The organism is Blastopirellula marina (genome assembly GCF_002967765.1).
In the GTDB taxonomy this organism is placed as follows: domain Bacteria; phylum Planctomycetota; class Planctomycetia; order Pirellulales; family Pirellulaceae; genus Bremerella; species Bremerella marina_A.
The window spans coordinates 198,378-218,559 of the sequence record NZ_PUHY01000012.1 but is presented as its reverse complement, the minus strand read 5'-3'; the positions used below and the strand labels follow the sequence as shown (position 1 = coordinate 218,559).

Here is a 20,182-nt window from a genome sequence, read left to right as displayed (position 1 = left end):
CGGCTTGCGTTCCATTAGTCCGTTTTGTCGCCGCGTTTCTTACGTTCCTCTAAGTAGGCGGCTCGATCACGGTGATAGGCCTCAGAATCGGGTATCTCGGATTCACCAGTTTGCTGTTGGTTCTCGAAGATCCGCTGCAGAAATGGGCGGCACCAACCACAGCCTGTTCCTGCCCCCCCACACTCCGAGAGCTGAGAAGCACGCCGTGGCTTTTCAATCCGGCAAAAGTTCTGCACCTTTCGCATCGTCACATGGAAGCATAAGCACAGTTCATCGTCTGGCTTCATGACGCACCATCTTCTCCGCTGGCGATACGCAATGCGACTTCGCAGGCGGTGTGAAATTGGGGGATACTCATTCGTTCGCTTGTCATGTGTGGGTTCTGCTGGCCACAGCCCATCGAAACCGTGGGGATTCCGTGTCGAAACATCCAATTGGCGTCGAGGCCCCCGTTGGCGATCGCATGAATCGGTTCGATGCCAAGGGACTTCAAGACCCGTTCGGCCGTTTGCACGCTGGGGGAGTCAGTTGGCATGACGAACGGCTCGTAGTTGAGATCGCCATCGAAGGTGACGCTCGCGGATTCGTTCTGATCGTTCACCACTTCCTTGGCGGCCTCCTGGAAGGCCATCTCGAACCGTTCGACCAGGATTTCGATCGATTCCTTCTGATGACTGCGGACTTCGGCATGTAGGTGGACATGATCGGCGACCACATTCGTCGCGTTGCCACCCTGGATCACGCCGATGTTGCTTGTACCTTGAAGGTCTCCTTGGTCAATCTTACCGAGGAGGCCGGCGTGATGTAGTTTGGCGATCGCGATGCCAGCGACTGTCACGGCACTAACACCTTTTTGCGGGGCGACGCCAGCGTGGCTGGCTTTGCCTCGAATTTCGATCGTCATGCGATACCCGCCGATTGCTCCCACGGTCAGCTTTGCCGGATCACTCCCATCCCAGTTAAACGCTAAGGCTGGTTCCCCCAACTTGTCGGTTTCTAGGTATCGTGCTCCTTGCAAACCTATTTCCTCCTGCACACAGAACAACAGAGTCAGTGGTCCGTGCGGCAGCCCTTGCTGTAAGAGCTCGGTTGCGGCAAAAAGCATGGTGGCAACACCCGCCCGATCGTCCGCGCCGAGACCTGTATGCGGGTCCTGCGGTATCAGGAAATCACCATCTCGGACTGGACGCGATCCGACACAAATCGGAACGGTATCCATATGTGCCATCAATAGACGGCGAGGAATATCGAGTTCGCCGGGCAAGTGGACGATTAGGTTGCCGGTGGTGCTACTGGGAATAGGGCAGCGTGAATGCGCCGTATCGTGCTGCATTGCCTCTTCCGCAACGCCAGCTTCCAGAAGTTGATTGCGGACGAAGGTCGCGACTTCTGCCTCGTCGCCACTCTTGCCCGAGATGGCCATGAGGGATTGTACGAGGGCGAACGCGCGATCTTGTTGCGTCTTGGTAAGCATGAACGATCTTCCGTGGTGATAGATTCCAGGGGTTCCCTGGGAATTATCGTACCACAATCGTCTGCGGAAAAAGCAGCCTACGCTTTTTCAGGACGTTCGACGAATAGCAGTTCGGGATGAACCAGGCCTTCATTTACGGCGAAGATGAGCATCTCGTTGATCGTTTGGACATCGATCTTCGTTTTCAGGTCACCAACCGTCTTGTTCACGGTTCGTTCGCTGATATCCAACGCTTCGGCGATTTCGGATTGGGTACGGCCCAGGGCCAGTTCACGTAGTACCCCCACTTCACGCTCGGTGAGAGTGGCCAATCGCGAGGCAGGCAGGCCGTCTTCTCGCTCGGTCAATCGCTTATCGAGCTCTGGCGAAAAGTAAGTGTTACCAGCCGCCACATGACGAATAGCAAACGCCAGATTGCGGAGCGATTCGGAATGCTTGGAGACAATACCGGCGGCTCCGACCGCCAAGCAGCGATCGAGATAATTGTCCTTAGGAAACCCAGTGTAAAACAACACCTTAGAATGACCGTTGGTTGCTCGCGAGATTTCCGTGCATGCCAGGAATGGATCGAGCCCGTGCATGTGGATGTCCATCAGCACGACTTCGGGCTTCAATGCTTCGGCCATCGCCAAGGCCGCTTGTGCGTGAGTGGTTTGACCAACGATCTGAATTGATTCGTCGGAGTCGAGCACACGCGACACTGCACGCATAATGGCATCGTCATCGTCGACGACCAAAACGCGTGGGTAGCGTTGTTCGGAATTGCTCTTTGCAAGCATCATCAGTCTGCCCCTGATTCAACTAGCAGGGTTCCTATGAGCTGGCGCCAAAAAAATGAACGCGTAGCATGTCGTTGAATGCGCAACGTCACACAACTGGCGCATCCTCTGGGTCAAGTATAGTTCCGCTTTTCAAGATAGGGAGTTAATTGCCGACGAGTGCGGATATACGCAGGATTTTCGTGACCCTGGTATTTGTGGACTATCTTGCCGTTTTCGTTTGACCGGGGGGTATTGTGACTTAAGTAACAAGTAGAGGTTGCTGCCCATAGTGCGGTTGCGCACTAACAACCTCAGCGGTAACGGCCGGTCACAGATGATCTAACCGGTACGATCGCTACCACTGCCCCCAGTGATCGCGAATTTAGAGATGCCTGAATTCACGCTGTTTCATGCGATTCAATGTGGCCTGTTCTTTGGAATTGGCTTCCTTGCATCCGCGTGGCTCAACCTTCCCATCGGCCGAAAGAAATCGGTCGTGGAATCAGACCAACATGCTGTCGACGAGCCGGCGCCAGATAGCTGCGCGTCCTCTGAGCTGGAAGACATGGTTCAATGTGTCGTCGAAAGCGTGCAGACGCTTGCCGACGGCATGCGAACCGATGTCCAGGAGCATTCGCAATCGGTCGAACGAATTAACAACGATTTGACCACTATCTCTGGCGTGGCCGACGTCGAAGGCGTTGCCCGCGTGATTGCTCACTTGATTGAAGCCAATCGCCATCTTGATACGCGATTGAGTGTGGCCGAAGCAAGGCTCCTCGAACAATCGCAACAGCTACGATCGCACCGCGTCGAAGCACGCACCGATGCATTGACCGGATTGCCAAACCGTCGCGTCTTCGACGAAGAACTGAAAAGACTATTTGATCACCGACGACGGCTGAAGGATCCAGCATGCTTGATCATGATCGATATCGACCATTTCAAAGAGTTCAATGATCGTCGCGGACATCAAGCAGGTGATGCATGCTTAAGATCAGTCGGCGAAGTGATCTGGCAAACTGTTCAGCCGCTTGGTGGTATTGTCGTACGCTACGGCGGCGAGGAATTCGCGGTCCTCTTTCCGAAGACTGAAATCTTTGACGCGAAGATTGCCGCACAGCGAATCAACCATAAGATCGAAAAGCTGGCCGTACCGTACGAGGAGACAACTCTGGAGGTAACGGTGAGCTTGGGTGTGGCGGAACTCTTTCACGATGCCACTCCCGAAGACTGGCTTAGCCGAGCTGATCGCGCACTATACGACGCCAAACGCCGTGGTCGCAATCGTGCATGCTGGCATGACTCGCATGGATGTCATGAGATCCCCAAAGGAAACGACGAATCTTCGGTGACATCGGAAGAGCACGACGTTCCGGTCGCGATGTCCGGTCGTGAAGAATTCCTGCGAGATGTTGATCGTCGCTTAGCAATGTTCCATCGAAAACAAAATCCGCTAGGAATCTTTATCGTCAACATCGATCCACTCGACGAAAACGTGATGGTTGGCCCCAATGATTTCAAAGCCATCGAGGAAGGTGTTCATGAAGAACTCAAAATAGTACTTCGCGAGATGGATCACGTTTGCAAACTGTCGAAGATGCAGTACGGCGCTTTATTGCCAACGGCTGGTGAAGTGGAAACGGCCGCTGTGGCCGAACGAGCACGCAATTCAATTAGTCAGTTGCAGTTCGAAACCCCAGAAGGTGTGGTTCGAATCACGGTCACTTGCGGCGTCGCAGAAGCGATGGATGGCGATAGTGGCAAGAAGCTTGTTTCTCGTGCCGAGGCTTGTGTGCGGCTTGGTGGTGAGATTGGAGGAAATGTCGTCATCCGATCTGACAAAGATGGCGCCATGTCGGAAGCGGAACAAGAGACAGCTTCACCGGTGATAGCAAAGTAGTCTGTCGGTAATCGCAGGGGAAATCTTTCCAAGAAACGGGGTTGACCCGTTTTCCGAAAACAAATAATTTGCCGCCACACACGAACGACACGTCTTCCCCTGCGAAAGCAAATTGACGGTCGTTCGGACTTGCCTTAGTGATGAGATGTTTCCTGCATAGGGAAAACCGTGACGATGGTTTTCCGCGGATCGTTAGCTGGCGGTTGGGCACGGAAGTTCGACTGGCTGGCTTGATAACTCGCATTTCGGCAACCGAAAGACTCGGCTCATTTTCGACAGGATGTCGATCGCAGAACCGACCAATCGCTCCCGGAGAAGAACGGAATCCTTTGCCCCCCTGGGATCCGAACTTTCCGGGGGCCTTTTTTATTTCGAAGCAAACGAATAGCATCGAAGGTCTCTGGATAACTTCCCGCACGGTTTTGCGGTGAAATTTGGATAGCACTGGACGGCTTTCTTCCATCAACGTCCTGAATTGGTTTTCTCCCCCATCATGGCCAGAAAAATTCTTCGGATCTTGCTCGGCTGTTGGCTCATGGGTCAGCTGGCATTGGTAGCATCGGCTCAGACGGTTCCGATCCCTGAAGTAACTGGTGGGGCCGCGGCTGAGAAACCAGCTGAGCCCCCACCGATCGATCCCAAGCTGCTGTTGCGTCAGGGAACGCCTCGAGCGACGGTAAAGACGTTTCTGGAAGCGTGTCAGGAGAATGACTTCGACACGGCGATCCAGTGCATGGACTTCAGCGAACGGCCTGAGTCTCAGAAGCTATCGCAGCGCGACCTGGCCTACCAGTTGTTTCAGCTGCTATCAACGCTATGGAGTATCAAACCGGAAGATGTCCCTGAGAAGACCGAAGAAATAGAAGTTCCTGTTTTTGGGGATGGCACGACAGGGCGATATGTTCGCGAAGATGAACGAGACGATGCTAAGCAAATCACACTGACTAAAGGAAGTGACGGCCTATGGCGTTTCAGCACGAAGACCGTCGACGCGATCAACAAGCTGGTCACGAAGTATGCCTCGGAGATTACAAGTCGCGAACAGGAAGAAAAACAATCAGGCGATGCCACACCCAAGCCACGTCCAACATTTGCATTGTGGCTTGAATCACAAGTTCCGCCGTTTTATCGTCAGGATCATTTTCTGATTCCGACGTATCAATGGATTTGTTTGCTGCTGCTGATCGTCACTGGCTATGCCGTCGACGTGATGACCAAGTGGCTTCTGCATTTGATTTATCTATTTCGCTTTTCGCGTACGGCCTCGGATGAGGAACTGAGCGAAGCGTTCAAGAAAGCGTGGCAGCCGATTGGACTGACGGCGATGGCCGTTGTTTGGTACTGGGGATTGTACCTCTTTCGTTTACCGGACTTGTTCCGTGCGATTCTATTTTATGGGGTTCAATTCTTTGGAATTGTCACAGCGATCTGGGCGTTTTTCCGGATCATTGACTTGTTGATCATTCACCTGATCAACGCTGCGGCCCGTCGTGGCAAGAAGTATGACGATCTCTTATTGCCACTGTTGGGCAAATCACTGAAGACGTTTGCCGTGTGTGTGGGCGTACTGGTGTTAGCCGAATCGTTCGATTTGCCGATCGTCGGTTTGCTTGGTTCGCTCGGTATCGGTGGTATCGCGATCGCCTTGGCGGCCAAAGATACGCTGAGCAACATATTTGGTTCTCTGACGGTAATGATCGATCGTCCTTTCGAGATCGGCGACTGGATATTGACGGAAGGTGTCGAAGGTACCGTCGAGAAGATGGGCCTGCGAAGCACGAAGATTCGCACGTTTAATAACAGCTTGATGACCGTTCCGAACAGCTTGTTGATCACCGCGAAGGTCGACAATATGGGGCGCCGTCAATTCCGTCGCGTGAAGACCGTCGTAGGCGTGCAGTATGATACGACGCCTGAGCAGATTGACGCGTTCTGTGAAGGTATTCGCGAACTGATTCGACGCCAGCCCTATACACGGAAAGACTATTACCAGGTCTTTCTCAATGAATTTAATAACAGCTCGCTCGATATTCTAGTCAACCTTTACCTGGACTGTAACGACTGGAGCGTTGAGTTACGCGAGCGGCATCGATTGTTTGTCGATATTGTTCGCTTGGCGAAACGGTTGGGAGTTCAGTTCGCGTTTCCAACCCAGACGATTCATCTTTACCAGGAAGAAGCGACCCCCTTCCCCGGTGCAGAAGAACTTCCCGAGGAATCAGGACGTCGCGCGGCAGCGGAAATCGCGGGGCCTTTGCCCATGCCGAACGAACGTCGAGGCTTGGTCGACTTCCCCGGGCCGCATCCGTACGAAGATATCGATACACGGCGAAGAAAGAAGTAACCCGATGGTTACTTCGCGCACAACGCGATCCAGCCGCTTGCGCGCCAACCACCTAGCATCCATGCGCTGGAAAGCTCTCCCTGGCGATCCATGCGAAGTGGCACCAAGCGTTCGATCTGGAAACCGCTCTGCTTTAATGCGCGTTTGAATTCACCGCGGCTAAAAACGTGTAGGAAGAAGTTGGGGATGCCACGATAGCGATAATATTTGTCGCCCCGCTCCATCCCTTTGGTCAGCTTCGCTTTGATCATGTGCGAGGCCAGCCAGTACGCCCCGCTTGGTTCGAAGAAGTTGAACCAAAAGTTGTGGACATGAACCACGAACTTGCCTCCTGGCTTGAGCATGCGGTGGACATGATCCAGAAACTTCTTACGGTTTTCTGCTCCCTTGATCATGCCGAGCGTACTGAACATGCAGATAGCATGATCAACTGAAGCGTCTTGGATCGCGTCTAGTTCGACCAGATTGGCCTGAATGCATTCGATATCCAACTTCTCGTCACGGGCCTTCTCAGCGACGATACGGAGCATTTCGGACGAGAGATCAACGGCCAAGCCCCGATTTCCTCGACGGACTAATGGAATCAGGGCGCGGGCGGTGCCACAACCTAGGTCGGCGACCAGTCCGGTCGAAGGAACGAAGTTGGCAATCGTCTCTTCATCGAATTGAAAGTCGCTGCCAAACGCAAGGTCTTCGTCGTAGCCGTCGGCGATCGCAGGAGATTCGATGTAATCGAGCGAGCCCCGGGTGACTCCTGGAGGGAGCTGCCAGGCTGGTTTGGAAGAACGTGAGGTCATAGTTGTCGATCGAGAAAGAACGCCAGTGAAGGAGACTGGCGAAAGAGGTTAGCGAATGCGTCTCACGGAAGATGGCCGAACTTAATCGGTTTCGTCTAAGGCAGTCATGTCTGACTCGGTCGTTTCCATCACTTCCACGCGACGTGCTCGCTTACGACGACGCGGAGCGTTGGCTTGCAATTCGGTCTCTTGTTCCTGTTCTTCCTTGAGCTCTTGAACCTGATCTCGAAGCTGACGGACTTCATGTCGGAGGGAACGCAGCACGCGAACCATCGCTTGGTCGTGAGGAGCTAACTCGTCCATGTCGATTTGATTAAGGGGCGGGGCTGGGCGGTCTTCGCCCACGACAGCGCCTCGTGGCGGAGGAAGGTGATCGCGGGCTGGGCGTCTCCCTGGTTCCCCTGGAGGATGCGGTGGATGGATCGGCGCATGTGGTGGGTGCGGCCTGCCGCGACGGTGATGGGGCGGCGGAAGGAAGATCTCGTCTTCCTCGATCACTTCTTCCACTTCGGTGACTTCTTGGCTAGGGGCCTCTTCCGCTTCCGCTTTAGCACTGATCTCTGGGAAGAAGATCGCCGAGATCGCCCACAAGAAGAGAGGGACAATCATCAGCATCAAGCCGGCTGGCCACGACCGTTCTCCGGCTTGTGGAGTGGTAATACCCAAGATGCGACGTACGCGACCCAGCAACTCGCCAGGCCGTTGTCCCAGGAAAGGAATCGCCAGCGAAGGCGCTTGTGAGGCCATTTGACGATAGGCAACTTCATGCAGAGACTTGGCATAATCCAGCCGTTGACCGGTCGCTCGGATAGCCAACTCGTCACAGCACGATTCGCGTTCGCGACGAACTTCCGCCGACAAAATCCAGACCGCCGGGTGATAGAAAAAGATCGTCTCCATCACACGCTGTAGAAAGTTAATCCAAAGATCGCTACGTCGGACGTGGGCCAGTTCGTGTGCCAGGACCGCTTCGAGAACATCGGGGCTAATTTCTGTGGCCCAGGCCATCGGCAGCAGTACCATCGGCCGCATCAGACCAACAGTCATAGCTTGCGTGATACGGCTCGAATACGCGATAGGCGGTAATTGAACGATATTCAAACGCTGCGCAGTTTCCGCGAAACGAACCAGAACGGTTGGGGCAACGCAGGTCAGGCCAGCTTTGCGAAGCCAGACGGTGCCCAGGTAGCTAACGCAAATCCTGGTTCCCAGTAATAGAACACCAACCAGCCAAGTGAGCATCAAGTAGGGCTGGCTGGCAAGTAAGATCGCGGTCGGGGTTAGCTGCGCGGCTTGATCGTTGATTACCGCCGCCTGTGCGATTTCTGGCGAGATTGCTTGTTCAGCCGCAAAATCCGGCATCGCGTTAGAGTTCAAGCTCAACTCAGGATTGGCAGCCAAAGATGAAACCGCCAACGGAAGTTCCGTGGCGGAAGAAATGTCGTGAACGTCCACCAGCATGAACGTCACCAGGGGACACGCGAGCATCAATAAAAGCGTTGCCAAAGCGCCGTTGTAACGTGCCTCCGCCGAACGTAGCGGAAGCAATGCCGCCGCAACACGCCACAGACAAACGAGCAAAATCGCCTGCCAAAGGAAGTGGAGCAAAACAAACGTCAGCTTCATCGCGACAGGGCTTTGCAGCAAGCTCCAGATCACTGCCCGTTCTCCTCTTCGTATTGTTCTAGTGCCTTGCGAATCTCTTCCAGTTCGACTGCGCTGGGTTTCGATTCTTCAAGCAAGTGAGCTACCATCGAGTGAGCTGACCCTTCAAACACACGCCCCAGAATATCGCCGACGATGCCACCCAACGTCGACTCTTGAGGCATGCGGGCCGTGTACTGAAAAGCACGTCCCAGTGGTTCTCGGTCTAAGAGCTCTTTGTCGGCCATGACATTCATCAAGCTCATCACCGAGGTATAGGCGCGTCGACGTCCTTGTTGATTGAGTTCTTCTAGCACCTCGCGAACGGTGCTTGGTCCCCGTTTCCAGAGAACCTTGAGAACTTCAAGTTCTCCGGATGTGGGAGTATCCTGCTTTGGCCTTGCCATGTTGTTTTCGATGCCGTCTCTATCGGAGAGAAAAGAATCGTCCATCGAAACCGCTTCATTCAAAGTCCTAACTCACTGCGCATGCAGCTCTGATGATGAAGATGGTTTCGCCCCCGAAACTACTATCATAAACTGGAGACATCGTACCGCACTGCCTGATTCTGGTCTAGCGATCTCGATTTTCTCGCTGGAAATGAAATTCGTTCGATAGCCGTTCATCTGACAAAGCAAGCGAGAGAATTGCGGTTCGCCGAAGCTGGCCTTTGTGCGGCAGGGTGAAGTTTGGTCTGCGCACGATCCGATCAGGCTCGCTTCTTGACGACTTTGTCCACCAAGCGTCTGCGATTCGGCTCGGAGAATGCCGAAACCCATTCTTTGACGTTCCGAGTCAGCTTGTGCCGCGTACGGTCGAAACGAGCGTACCAGTTTTGTTGCCAGCCCCAGCGAGCTTGGAATTGAAGCGTGCCCCAGGTTTGCTCGAAATTCCCAGCAACGATCGACTGCCAATCGACAGGAGGTGGGTTGATTACCTTGGTCAAAACGGCTTCCGTGTGATTCTTTCCGGCGCATGTCGCGACGACCGTGGGGACGAGCCCACACAGATTCGCCATGGCTGTTATGGTTGCGCAATTGAAATGATAAAGATGACCGAGATGCCATTTTTGCGCGAAACGGGCGTCTCGCGATTCGACGTTCGGCACCTCAAGAATCAGATGACCACCTATTTTGAGCGTGTGAGCCATCTTCTGCATCGCGCCTAGCGGGTTGGCCAGATGTTCCAATACATGAAAGATCGTAACGGCATCGTACTTTTCCGCAGGCAACTTGGCATCTTGCAGCGAAGTGTTCGAGATCTGCACCCCGTAATTACTGCGGCCGAATTGGGAATAAGCCTGATCGACTTCAAGCCCTTGCATGACAAAGCCATGCTTCTTGCCAACGTACAAGAGCTCGCCAGAGCCGGTACCGATATCAAGGACCGTTCCGCCTTTCGGGACGTAATGCTCTAGGCGTTCGACTCGCTGCCCGGCGATAAATGCGTTGCGAGCTGTGTGCTTCCACTTGGGAGTGGCCGAAGATTTGTACGACAACCGATAGGAATAGCGATAGAAATTGTCGATCGCTTCGGCAGGCGGCTGAGGATCGACGTATACCAACCCGGAGGCCATGGAGATGATCGTGCGCAACGGGAAGCCGCGGCGGTCGCGATTGCTGACGACCAGTGCGGCTCGGTCGCCGGAGATGGGGCAAGACGCCGATGCGGTGATCTCGGAACCAACGACTCCGTCGGTTCCATCCCAGGCATGGAATACGCGATGCACCATCTCATCATCCTTTACATCAGGCCGCAGCGTCGACGTTCTCTCGTCCGCCGAAGTTGTTGCGTGACAGGTTACCGAAGTAATAGTTCACGGCTTCAGGATGTCGAACCACTTCGTCCGGGGTGCCATGGCAAAGGATATTGCCGCGATGCACCACGTAGCAGCGATCGACGATCTCCAAGGTTTTCTCCGCCTGGTGGTCGGTGATCAGGATCGAAATCCCGCTTTGTCGCAGTTCGCGAATCACCAACTGGATGCTATCGACGGTCACCGGGTCGATCCCAGTGAACGGTTCGTCGAGCATGATGATTTCGGGATCGGAAACTAGGCAGCGAGCAATCTCCAAGCGGCGACGTTCACCGCCAGAGAGGCTCTTGGCTTTCGATTTACGAATGTGGGTGATATCAAAGCGTTCAAGTAGTTCTTCGCAGCGCTGTTTGCGATGATAGGCGTCGATCCGCAAGAGTTCCATCACGCCCATCAGGTTTTGTTCAACCGTCAGCTTCTGGAATACGCTACTATCTTGGGCCAGGTAGCCCATCCCGCCATCGCGACACCGCTTGAACATCGGCCACAACGTGACGTCTTTGCCGTTCAGTTGAACGCGACCTTCGTTGGGCGTGACCATGCCGCAAGTCATGCGGAAACTGGTCGTTTTGCCGGCACCGTTCGAGCCGAGCAAGCCGACAATTTCGCCGCGTTTAACTTCGTAGCTAACCCCATCGACGACACGGCGGCGACCGTAAGTCTTGACGAGATTTTGGGCAGAGAGAATGGTTGATTCGTCCATGAATCGTGCGAGTCCTTCCGCTACTGAATGAACTTCATGCGGCTGAAGTTGGGGAAAAACGGGATCGGCTTGTTCTTGGAGTGGGGCCAATATACGAACAAGGCTTTGCCAATAAGCATATGTTCCGGCACAAATTGTTGACCAATGTCCCAAAGCCGCGCATCGGAACTTTCGGCGCTGTTATCACCCAACGGGAAGTACTGCCGATCTTCCAGGTCGAAGATCGCTTCGCGACGCGCTTTGAATACATTGGTCGTGGCCCAAGATTGCGGATCCGTAAGTACCGCGCGAATGTCACTCTCTTGAGCAAAATTAAAACCAGGATGAGAATCCGAGGCATAGTCAACGATCGTGTTGGAATGACGTCCAGCGGTATATTGCGTTCCGAAGGCGATGTAGTACGTATCGCGGTACATGCGAACACGAGTGACGGTCATCTCTACGGAGCTTGTTCCAATCCCCGCTGGTAGCAGATCGCCTGGATCAGTTTCGCTCCATTTAGGAACAACATCTTGAGTTGGCGAATAGGTGACCGGGGCACCGAAATTGACCACACGATCGTTCACCCATAAACGTAGTTCGTTGTCGACGTTTGAAAAGCGGAATGCGTAGGTGCCGGCACCTTTAACGCCGGTGTCAGCTTCGATAACGCCCTCTTGATCGAACTTGATACTGGCATCGCTTGACGATAAGGTCGCCTTCCCCGTGGCGACATCGATATCGCAGCGGAAGTGGGCACCTCCTTCGACCAAATCAAGCGATAGCACGCCCGACGAGGACTCGACTTTCGTGGTGCATTCCAAGCAAAGATCGCCCACCCAGTGCATTCCGGACGAATGTTGGTAGTTGGAACTCTCGACGACGGTGCCGGTGTTGTACGAACTGAAGTCCGTAATCAACTGGCTGCATCTATCTCGGGCAACCTTGGTATCGATGGGCTGGTTATTTTCGGCCAGCGCCCAGTAACCAATGTTTTTTCCATTGTCCGGCAGCACATGGCGATAACGTAGCCACGTCTCCCCTTGGGGTTTGCAGACGAACGAACCGTTTTCTTCCTTGGTCCAACTTCCTTGCGTGTTCGCAGGAAATGCTTCGAGCCGATCGGGAAAACCTGCTTTCTCAAGAATATCACAGGGGTAGTTCGTGTCGTAAACAAGACGCTGGAGGGTTAGCTGCTTGGCCGGAGGTTTGCGAGCGATCGAAAAATCGTTCTCGCCTGGCTTCTTAATGTAGATGTCGCCATGGAAGATGCGCACACTCTCGCCAGGGAGACCAATCAATCGTTTGATGTAATTCGTTTGTGGCTCAAGGGGGAACTTGAAGACGATCACGTCCCACCGAGCAGGCGCCGAGAAGTCGTAAGCAAACTTACTTACCAAAATACGGTCGCCGCTGTAGGACGTATCTTGGCTGACATCCGTCAAACGGTGATACAACGGATCGACCGCTTGGATGACGTCGCGCTCTTGAATTTGCGTGTCACGGTCAAGTTCAGCACTGGCACCCACGGTGTATTCGTAGCCGGTGTACTGATCGACGACATCCTTGTGGCGCCCAAGCAAAGTGGTAGCCATTGAACCGGTGGGAATCACAAATGCTTCGGCTTCGAACGCCCGAAACAAGAGTGCCAGAATCACGGCCACGACGAGCGATTCGACAAACTCACGTGTTACGGCAAAGTGATCGTTATCGCCGGCTTCCTTGCTTCCCTTGCCTGACTTATCGGCGGCTGCTGGACTACGTTTCTTCTTGACCATTATCTGTTTATTCCTGTTTCCCAGATCGAGCTCGAAGGGGCGAACGGGAAGCAAAGGAGTCGCTCGGGGCGCGAAATCCCCGAAGTTTGTGGATTGGAGAAACTTTACTATAGCGAATCGCCGATTCTGACGCAGCGCTGGTCGCCCAGTTGGATGGATTGGCGAACGTCAATCCGTTGTCACTCGCAAGACACGTCCTTGCAAGTACTTACGGACATCGATCGCTCCTAGTTCACCGCGTGAATCTTCCGAAATGGGTACGTTGTCTCCCAGCACAAAGATCTCGTGCTTCCCCAATTTTCTTTCCCACGACCAGGCATCGGTTCGGCGATGAGCGCCAAGCCAGACGATATCGCGGTAGACTTTCGCCTGCTTCAAGACCGCCGGACCTCCTTCAACCAGGACGGCCAGTGGTTGGGCCGCAAAGTCAATCTCGGCCGCCACTAAAGGAAAGGTCCAGTGGTGGTAGCCCTGTTCAATCTCGAGAAACAGGCGACCGTCGCACTTCCCTGCTCGAACGGTTGCACCGGTGAGTGTATCAATCTCCAAAGGTAGTTCGATCTCACCCACAGTTGATTGGGCGTGCACCACTTTTTTTCGTGGGTCGATGCGAATGCTAGCTTCGGCCGTCTTCCCCTTCAGCTTGAAGGTGAGCGAGTCCGCTTGCCAGTGACGGAACGTCCACTCCAGCCAAAGGTCGTTTGCCGGAAACAATTCGCGAGAAACGGAGTGATTGTAGGCGTAGCTGTCTTTCGGAGGCCCCTCGTGTTGCTGCGGGCTAGGGGGTGGGAGGCAGGGCTGATGATGGTAAACCAGCCAATCGGATTCCCCAGAATGATCGCCATGTAACGGAGCGAACGCCATGACGCCGGGGCGGACGTCCCAGCCACTTCCACTGGGAAGTGCTGTGAGGAAGCGGTTGTTGTCGGATGGTTGGTGGGTTTGATCGTAGACAAGTAGCTTTGTTGCTTCCCGCTGCCGCGGTGTCTTGCAAATCAGCATGCCGCTCTGGCAAAGCTCACCGTCCGCGATTTCAGGTAGTTCCTCTGGCAGGAAAGCAATTCGCTTGATCGCGAACTGCTGGGGATGGGCTGGATCTTTCAGGACGATCAGGTCGAACCGTTGCAACTGATCAAACGAGACACGTTCCCATTGAATGACGTGTCCTGGGTAGATCTCGGCACGGTCAAAGGAACTTGTCTGTCCACAATTGGGGCACGTTACCTCAGGGGGTAACTCGATCGCCCCATCAATCGATGTTTCCAACTGGCAGTTGGGACACACGAATTCGGCATGCGGACCAAGCAGATGAGGTGCCATCGATCCACTGGCAATCCGGTAGATCGGATCAGGCGAGATGTTGGCCGCAGTGAAACCAATCACGCCTGCGAACGAAATCAGGAGAACAAGCAAAGGAACGAGACGCATCGGCTCCTCCAACGGAAAGGGAGGGGATCTAAGATCGCCGGAGTGGGGCCGGCGATCGTTCCATTGTAATTGCGTCTGATGGGAATGCTTAAATCGATTACGTGCGGTCTTCGCCGGTCTCGAGAACGGCCATGAAGGCCTTCTGCGGAATATCGACCGAGCCGATCGACTTCATCCGCTTTTTACCTTCCTTCTGCTTTTGCCACAGCTTGCGCTTACGTGAAATATCACCACCGTAACACTTGGCGGTAACATTCTTACGTAGCGCCTTGACCGTTTCGCGAGCGATCACGCGAGTACCGATAGCGGCTTGCACCGCCACTTCGAACATATGCCGATCGATCTCGCTTTTCAACTTCTTGACAACGGCCCTACCGCGACGATCGGCGTCGGCTCGATCGCAGATGATGCTCAACGCATCGACCCGTTTGCCGTTGACCAGGATATCCATGCGGACCAAATCGGCTTCTTCGTACCCACGGATCTCGTAGTCCATGGTGCCGTAGCCACGTGTAGCACTCTTCAGCTTGTCGTGAAGGTCGTAGATCACTTCGGCCAGCGGAATGTCGTAAACCAACATCGATCGTGTTGGGGACAAGTATTCCGTGCGAACGTGGATTCCACGACGCTCGTTGCAAAGCTGCATCACCGGACCGATGTAGTCGGACGGCTGAATCAAGCTGACGCGAACGATGGGCTGCAGGAACGTTTCGATCTCGCCTGCTTCAGGAACATCCTGCGGTTTGTGGATGTCGACCGTTTCGCCTTGCTTGTTGACGATTTGATAAGTTACGTTCGGCGCGGTTTGCACCAGATCGATGTCCGATTCCTGCTCCAGTCGTTGCTGCACGATTTCCATATGCAGCAATCCAAGGAAGCCACAGCGGAATCCAAAGCCGAGTGCATCGCTCGTTTCTGGCTCGAATGTGAAGCTAGGGTCATTGATACGCAGGCTCTTAAGCGCGTCTCGTAGTTGTTCGAAGTCTTGCCCGTCCGAAGGATACAGGCCGCAGAACACCATCCGCTTCGGTTCTTGATAACCGGGTAACGGCTTTGCGCCTTTGTCACCTTGCACGGTGATCGTATCACCGATGTTGACCAGTTCGAGCGATTTGATGTTGCAGATGACGTAGCCGACCTGGCCCGCGGAAAGCTCGTCGCGGGCGACTGGGCGAGGAACAAACTGTCCGACCTCGAGTACGTCGTGGTTCGTCCCACCTTTTATGAAGCGGATCTTGTCCCCTTTCTTTAAGCGACCATTCATTACGCGGACGTACGTGATCGCGCCGCGGAATTTGTCATAATGCGAGTCGAAGACCATCGCTTGCAGCGTGCCTTCGCGATCGCCGGTGGGGGCGGGGACGCGTTCTATAATCCGAGCCAACAAGGCATCGACACCCTGCCCGGTCTTGCCGCTGATACCGCAGATGTCGGTCGCGTCGAGGGCCAAGGTTTGCTCGATTTCCTCGGCGACTTCAGTCGGGCGAGCATGGTTCAAGTCGATCTTGCTAAGGCACGGAACGATTTCCAGTTCGTGCTCCATCGCCATGAACGCATTGGCAACGGTCTGCGCTTCCACCCCTTGGAAGGCGTCGACCAACAATACAGCACCTTCACAGCAAGTCAGCGATCGACCCACTTCGTACTGAAAGTCAACGTGACCAGGCGTATCGATCAGATTGATCTCGTACTCGCGTCCATCGTGTTTGTATCGCATCGCCACGGCGCGGGCTTTGATCGTAATGCCCCGCTCGCGTTCGACTTCCATGTCGTCCAGCAGTTGTTCTTTCATTTCGCGCGAGCTGACCGTGGCTGTTTTCTCCAGCAGGCGGTCGGCCAACGTGCTCTTGCCGTGGTCGATATGAGCGATGATGCAGAAATTGCGAATGTACTTCTGGTCGATGATTGCCATCGTGGTGAAGATACCCTGATTTGCATGGTTGGTCCCCGAGCGGGACCCTGACGAATGCCCGAATGGTTCGGGTAAACGCCCCATTATACATGACGACTAGGAGTTCAGGGAATCGCGGTGGGTAACCGCTCTGGCTTTACCCGCAGCCCCCAGATATCCCGCGTCCCCACCCAAACGGGCGAAATCTACCACGGTTCCCTTAGCCGGGACTGGGAAAGCCCGGGCTTTGACCTCTTGGCGAACCCTTTCCAGGAATTTTCGGCCCAGCGGCGTTTCGTGACCGCCGAAATCGATCGCCCCGCCCAAAACCACCGCACCTGGATCGATGGTGTGCATCAAAGAAACGATGCCTATTCCCAGATAGCGAGCCGTTTCCATGACGATGTGCAACGAGAGTGAGTCGTCTCGGCTTGCCTCTTGTGAAACCATTAGGGGGGATAGTGGCTCACCATTATCGATGCGAATGTGGAGCGAGCTTTCCTTTTTTAGATCGCCGGCCAAAGCTTCGGCGGTTCGTTTAATGATGGCCGTTCCGCTGGCATAGGCTTCTAAATGCCCTTTCTGCCCCGTTGGGATCGTACGGGCGTTCTCGCTGAAGTCGATGATGATATGCCCCAACTCGCCGCCGTGGCTATGTTCGCCATCGATGAGCAGGTCGTCAACGATGATACCTCCCCCCACGCCCGTTCCGAGGGTTAGCAAGATCATGCTACGGAATTCGCGGCCAGAGCCGAGCCAATATTCACCGAACGCGGCCGCATTGGCATCGTTGGCATAGATCACCGGTCGACCGGTCAACTTTGCCAGGCAATCGCGGATTGGGAAGTTATACGAGTTCGGCAGATTGTGCGGTTCCAGCAGCAATCCGTTATCGATATCCATTGTGCCCGGCGTGGCCAAACCGATTGCCGTGACATCGCTGATCGGACGACCGAGTTCAGCGCAGATTTCCTGCATCACCTCGGTCGAACGCTCCATATATCGCTGTGGACCTTCCGTTTCCAACGTCGGGATCTTGCGATAGACGACCGTGTTTCCGTGGTCGTCGACCAAGCCAATCTTGATATTGGTGCCACCGACGTCGACGCCGAAAAAGAGGGGAAGAGTCTCCTTACCTGGTTCTATTTGCGGTGCCGACACCATAGCTTTGCCTTCTGAAACGGATGCTGGGAGCACGGCGAAACGCCGATCGTCCTCAATCATACGGAAGCCGATTTACGGCCGCAATCCGCTCCTTTGTTTGGCTTGTCGAGCGGATAAGGTGAGATCGCATAGAATCTCATCGGAATTAAGCGCCACTACGCAATTCGGTTGACGAGATGTCCATCCGAAATTCCGAACTCGATACCGCTTCGCACCGTTCCGCCAGCATTGGCGGAAGAGTCAAATCTTCCAGCGAGAGAAAGTGCTCCTTTACAACCCGCGGAAAGACGACAAAACGGCAGTTCTGCTGGCGAAGCTCTTCGAGGGCCGCATCACGTTGTTCGATCGAGTCGTTGTAGTAGCGTGGCTCCGCGATGCGGACGATCGTATCGGCCCCGACCACAAACGTCGCTTCCGGAAAAATCTTAGTTTTCTCCAAAAACGTCGGTGCTCGGGTCAGCCAGCATCGCTGTGCAGGGGCAAATTGGCTTGCTCGCTTTTGAATATCGAAAAAGTCGAGTGGCGGCTTGTCGACGTTTTCGATGGATATCTCAAAGTCGACCGGATGTCCGGTGATTTTCTCGGCCAGTTCGGCCATCCGCTGATGTCCTTCGTGCAGCGGATTGAAGGCACCTGGGAAAAGAACTCCGCTGAACGAATCGAGCGACGCATCTTGTTCTGTTTTAATCGCACAGGCGACTTTTCGTTTGCCCAAGATCAGTTCGCTCCATGTTGGCCATGCCGAGGCGGAACTTTCGTCGACACGCTCGCCTGGCAGCAGATCCATGGGAATGCGATCAGAAATCCCAGTAACGTCCGCAATTCGATTGAGAAGCAGTGCGGCAACCACGTTCTCTTCTCGCTCTCGATCACGAGAGTCCTTCGTCAGGACAAGCGAGGCCAAGCTTGATACCTGGGCCGTTTGCACGGCGATATGGACCCGGTGCTGCCCCTTCTTGGGACGCAAGCTGCGGAGGCTCGCACTGCACCCCACGCCAATCAAATGGGTGTCATCGAGTTCGTGTTTAGAATTTCGTTTTTCTAGATCACGTGCTCGGAAAAAGGCCCGCATAGCCATGGCCTGGGCTGTGGCTCGGCTGCAATAATGAGCGGGCTTGTAGTGCAGGAAGTCTTCCAACGATGCGCTGGAATAAGGGATCAGTGCTTCGAGAACGGTCTCGGATGCACCGGGAACGCTTAGCAATCGGCTCAGAGCCTCGCTTCCACCCCCTGTTACGACTGCTGCCAGTCGCCATGGTGAACGATGCAATTGCCGAATTAAATGTTGGGTGATCGAGTCGTTCATGGCCAATTTCCTAGTCCCTTGACCCTCGAAAGAATAGACCGTTGGCGGTCGGATGTCGACCACATGTCTTCATGTGTTCGAGCGATTCCTGCGGATCATTATGACGGACAAAACTTCCACCCATCTCTGGTTGGGCATGTTATGTGGTGTGCTTGCGGCGCTTGGTTACTCTTTGACCAACGTTTGCTTACGTTCGTTGACCGGATTGGATCCAATCTGGGTCTCGTTCTTCAAAGCAATTCCCACTGTCGTGTTGCTGGGGCCGGTTGCTATTTGGCAAGTGGCAACGCGTCGGACGCCCCTTCCGTCGGCCTCATCGCTGGTCCTGTTGATTGTCGCGGCGATCGCCAGTCAGTTGCTGGGAAATGCACTTCTGCAGTGGAGCTTCGGCGTCATCGGTGTCGCTATGAGCGTTCCGCTTTGCCTGGGATCGATGATCGTTGTGAGTGTATTTATTAGTAAATGGATCTTGCACGAACACCTCACGCGATGGCAGACCTGGGGAGCAGTCTCGCTGGTATTAGCACTCGTTACGTTAAGCATGGCCGGCAAAGGAGCGGTTCAATCGGTCGCTGACTCGCAAACGCAGTGGTGGCTAACGCTCGTGGGGATCATCGCCCCCATGTCCTCTGGCGTTTCGTACGCCTTTTTGAGTCTTGCGATACGGCGAGGGGTGTCGCATGAGGTAAGTATGTTTACGACCACCTCTTTGATCTGTGCCGTGGGAATGCTGATTTTGGGCCCGCTCAGTTTATTTACCGCAGGCTTCGAGAAGATCGCACTGACAACTTTCCCGCAATATGGAGTCTTGCTGGTTGCGGGATTGCTGAATGCTGGGGCTTTCGTGTCCTTGGCGATGTCTTTTCGGTATGCACCGATCATCGTCGGAAATGCGGCAAACTCGTTGCAGAATCCTCTCTCGGCGCTGGCCGGCGTCTACCTCTTTCACGAAGCAGACAGCATCTATCTGCAGTTTGGAATCGTACTGACGGTGGCAGGCGTGGTAATGATGGGCCTAAAAGATAAAGCCGCATTGCGGCAAAATAACGACACGACAGAAAATGTGCCGGAAGGGGAAACTGAAACCCCAGAACTGGCGACCATGCCAGTCAACGTAGATAAGTAAACCACTACGATAACTGCATCTGTGGCATGATCGACCGCCGATCAGTGACGGCCGATTCCACGACTGGT

General features: G+C 54.4%; 16 protein-coding genes. 3 read left to right on the top strand and 13 right to left on the bottom strand.

The genetic code is table 11. The features are described 5' to 3' along the window. Positions 1-14 precede the first annotated feature (14 nt). From C5Y83_RS17235 to C5Y83_RS17225, 3 genes are all read right to left on the bottom strand, one after another. Complete coding sequence (locus C5Y83_RS17235; RefSeq protein ID WP_105331007.1) at positions 15-287, bottom strand: bacterioferritin-associated ferredoxin; 273 nt, start codon at positions 285-287, stop codon at positions 15-17. Then, a complete protein-coding gene (locus C5Y83_RS17230; RefSeq protein ID WP_105331006.1) occupies positions 284-1,474 on the bottom strand; it encodes a M20/M25/M40 family metallo-hydrolase in 1,191 nt (396 codons plus the stop codon). The genes C5Y83_RS17235 and C5Y83_RS17230 overlap by 4 nt, the downstream gene beginning before the upstream one ends. Positions 1,475-1,551: 77 nt before the next feature. Further along, complete coding sequence (locus tag C5Y83_RS17225) at positions 1,552-2,256, bottom strand: response regulator transcription factor (protein ID WP_105331005.1); 705 nt, start codon at positions 2,254-2,256, stop codon at positions 1,552-1,554. Positions 2,257-2,623: 367 nt separating this feature from the next. Here C5Y83_RS17225 and C5Y83_RS17220 point away from each other — a divergent pair, with 367 nt between their 5' ends. Then, positions 2,624-4,138 (top strand): diguanylate cyclase domain-containing protein, encoded by a 1,515-nt coding sequence (locus C5Y83_RS17220; protein WP_105331004.1) that lies wholly within the window; start codon positions 2,624-2,626, stop codon positions 4,136-4,138. A gap of 493 nt (positions 4,139-4,631) precedes the next feature. Continuing rightward, a complete protein-coding gene (locus C5Y83_RS17215) occupies positions 4,632-6,482 on the top strand; it encodes a mechanosensitive ion channel family protein (protein ID WP_105331003.1) in 1,851 nt (616 codons plus the stop codon). Positions 6,483-6,490: 8 nt separating this feature from the next. Here C5Y83_RS17215 and C5Y83_RS17210 read toward each other — a convergent pair whose 3' ends face one another. The 10 genes from C5Y83_RS17210 to C5Y83_RS17165 all read right to left on the bottom strand — a co-directional run bounded on the left by C5Y83_RS17210 (position 6,491) and on the right by C5Y83_RS17165 (position 18,988). Further along, positions 6,491-7,279 (bottom strand): class I SAM-dependent methyltransferase, encoded by a 789-nt coding sequence (locus C5Y83_RS17210; RefSeq protein ID WP_105331002.1) that lies wholly within the window; start codon positions 7,277-7,279, stop codon positions 6,491-6,493. Positions 7,280-7,360: 81 nt separating this feature from the next. Beyond that, positions 7,361-8,938, bottom strand: coding sequence for a M56 family metallopeptidase (locus tag C5Y83_RS17205; RefSeq protein WP_105331001.1), 1,578 nt, complete (start codon positions 8,936-8,938; stop codon positions 7,361-7,363). After that, positions 8,935-9,375 (bottom strand): BlaI/MecI/CopY family transcriptional regulator, encoded by a 441-nt coding sequence (locus C5Y83_RS17200; RefSeq protein ID WP_233207264.1) that lies wholly within the window; start codon positions 9,373-9,375, stop codon positions 8,935-8,937. Before C5Y83_RS17200 ends, C5Y83_RS17205 begins: the two co-directional genes overlap by 4 nt. A gap of 257 nt (positions 9,376-9,632) precedes the next feature. After that, entirely contained in the window at positions 9,633-10,655 is a 1,023-nt protein-coding gene (locus tag C5Y83_RS17195) for a class I SAM-dependent methyltransferase (protein ID WP_105331000.1), read from the bottom strand. 16 nt (positions 10,656-10,671) lie between these two features. Further along, positions 10,672-11,442, bottom strand: coding sequence for an LPS export ABC transporter ATP-binding protein (gene lptB / locus C5Y83_RS17190; protein WP_105330999.1), 771 nt, complete (start codon positions 11,440-11,442; stop codon positions 10,672-10,674). A gap of 20 nt (positions 11,443-11,462) precedes the next feature. Continuing rightward, positions 11,463-13,199: a signal peptidase I gene (lepB, locus tag C5Y83_RS17185; protein WP_105330998.1), complete on the bottom strand. Its 1,737-nt coding sequence runs from the start codon at positions 13,197-13,199 to the stop codon at positions 11,463-11,465. A 168-nt stretch (positions 13,200-13,367) separates the two neighbouring features. After that, positions 13,368-14,627 carry a hypothetical protein gene (locus C5Y83_RS17180; protein ID WP_105330997.1) on the bottom strand — a complete coding sequence of 420 codons (1,260 nt, stop codon included), beginning with the start codon at positions 14,625-14,627 and terminating at the stop codon, positions 13,368-13,370. A 97-nt stretch (positions 14,628-14,724) separates the two neighbouring features. Continuing rightward, positions 14,725-16,539 carry a translation elongation factor 4 gene (gene lepA, locus C5Y83_RS17175; RefSeq protein WP_105330996.1) on the bottom strand — a complete coding sequence of 605 codons (1,815 nt, stop codon included), beginning with the start codon at positions 16,537-16,539 and terminating at the stop codon, positions 14,725-14,727. A 96-nt stretch (positions 16,540-16,635) separates the two neighbouring features. Then, the gene (locus C5Y83_RS17170; protein ID WP_105331887.1) at positions 16,636-17,682 is read right to left on the bottom strand and encodes an ROK family protein; all 1,047 of its coding nucleotides are present in this window, start codon (positions 17,680-17,682) and stop codon (positions 16,636-16,638) included. 145 nt (positions 17,683-17,827) lie between these two features. Continuing rightward, positions 17,828-18,988 (bottom strand): hypothetical protein, encoded by a 1,161-nt coding sequence (locus C5Y83_RS17165; protein ID WP_105330995.1) that lies wholly within the window; start codon positions 18,986-18,988, stop codon positions 17,828-17,830. 52 nt (positions 18,989-19,040) lie between these two features. On the opposite strand from C5Y83_RS17165, the gene C5Y83_RS17160 reads away from it, so the two are divergent. Further along, positions 19,041-20,114 carry a DMT family transporter gene (locus C5Y83_RS17160; protein WP_105330994.1) on the top strand — a complete coding sequence of 358 codons (1,074 nt, stop codon included), beginning with the start codon at positions 19,041-19,043 and terminating at the stop codon, positions 20,112-20,114. Positions 20,115-20,182: the final 68 nt, after the last annotated feature.